1 protein-coding gene, 1 tRNA gene and 2 pseudogenes are annotated in these 1336 nt (G+C 46.3%); 1 reads left to right on the top strand and 3 read right to left on the bottom strand.

The window, feature by feature from the left end:
• Nucleotides 1-231 (top strand): hypothetical protein (locus tag JWJ90_RS22720; protein WP_205229497.1); only part of this gene is annotated, 231 nt, incomplete at its 5' end.
• A 272-nt stretch (nt 232-503) separates the two neighbouring features.
• On the opposite strand, the gene JWJ90_RS22715 is transcribed toward JWJ90_RS22720, so the two are convergent.
• From JWJ90_RS22715 to JWJ90_RS22705, 3 genes and pseudogenes are all read right to left on the bottom strand, one after another.
• Nucleotides 504-578, bottom strand: a tRNA-Gly gene (locus JWJ90_RS22715).
• A 167-nt stretch (nt 579-745) separates the two neighbouring features.
• Nucleotides 746-875 (bottom strand): annotated as a pseudogene (locus JWJ90_RS22710) (transposase); the annotation flags it as partial.
• Nucleotides 876-1124: 249 nt separating this feature from the next.
• A pseudogene (locus JWJ90_RS22705) lies at nt 1125-1336 on the bottom strand (IS256 family transposase); the annotation flags it as partial.

Here is a 1336-nt window from a genome sequence, read left to right as displayed (position 1 = left end):
GCAACTCAAACCGATTTCCCGGTTACTGCGGTGCAGGTCTGTTTGAGGCGTAACACCTCTCGTATTTTGCGCATAGATACCCTCTTGCCCGGCATGAACCCCTCCTTGATTATTTCTTTGAAGAAAGGGTTCTATACCATCTGGTTCTATGCGTCGTTACGCTCCGAAATTGGTGACCGGAATGGTCTGGAATCAGTGACCGGGATCGAATGGAATCGATGGCCGGAATGAAATGGAATGGCTGGCCGGGATCGTCTGGAATTCGCACTTTAACAGAAGACGAACTGAACAGAGCCGTCATTTGAGAGCTATTCTTAAACACCAGACTTGACCATAACTCCTCCGTGATACGGCAAACAGTACAACTGCTGCCTCTGGCTGGTTGCATCTTGCTGTTGAGCAAAATGAAATTACCCGCCTATGAAGAAAATAGTGCTGATACAACTACCGGTACGCTGAGATGGAACTTTATGCGGAAAAAAAAGGGGGAGGAGTTTCTGAAATGGAGCGGGAAACGAGATTCGAACTCGCGACTTCAACCTTGGCAAGGTTGCACTCTACCACTGAGTTATTCCCGCTCAGTCATTCACTTGGAGGGTCTGCTTTTAACAAAATTTATGAGGATGTGTCAATAAACAATTTCTCTTTTTTCTGCGCAGACGGCTTAAATGGTTCACTTTTTTTGTTCAGGCACCACACAAGTGCCTCAAGCATCTAGTCAATTTTCCATTTTTTTGCAGGGCACTTTCATATAGCTTACAATTTGTGCAACTGAATACTTTGGGGGGAATCAACAGCAGCATGTGCACATGATCGGGTTGCAAATCCCCCTCAACGATCCGGCCTTCTTTCTGCCGTGCAAGATCGTGGAATACATATTGGCCCATTCTCACTCCAGAAATACCCTCGAGCTTACCTCAGTGGTCCGATGGACTCAGTTGAGAAAAAGAGCCCCTTGATTTTGTTTTTTTGGGGGCAATTTTGGACGCTGAACCGGGGGCATTTTTCAAAGCTGATTAACAAATTTTCACTGCTGTCCCGTAAAAGATCAACTCAAGCTTTGGACTTGAGTTGATCATAATAGATGAGGAGTTATGGTCAAGTCTGGTGTTTAAGAATAGCTCTCAAATGACGGCCCTGTTCAGTTCGTCTTCTGTTAAGGGGGTGACAGACTCCCCATCCTTGAACTTGACGCCCCGGATAATCTCTGCAAGGAGCTTGAATCCTCGTAGCCTTTGCCACTTTTTTTCTGCACTCATTCCCAGTTTATAGACCATGGCCAAGATTGTTCGGCGGGCAACACAGCCCCGGGTCTTATCTGTTCTTAGCCGTACTG

The sequence above is a fragment of the Desulfobulbus rhabdoformis genome (assembly GCF_016919065.1).
In the GTDB taxonomy this organism is placed as follows: domain Bacteria; phylum Desulfobacterota; class Desulfobulbia; order Desulfobulbales; family Desulfobulbaceae; genus Desulfobulbus; species Desulfobulbus rhabdoformis.
This window is presented reverse-complemented; position numbering and strand designations above follow the sequence as displayed.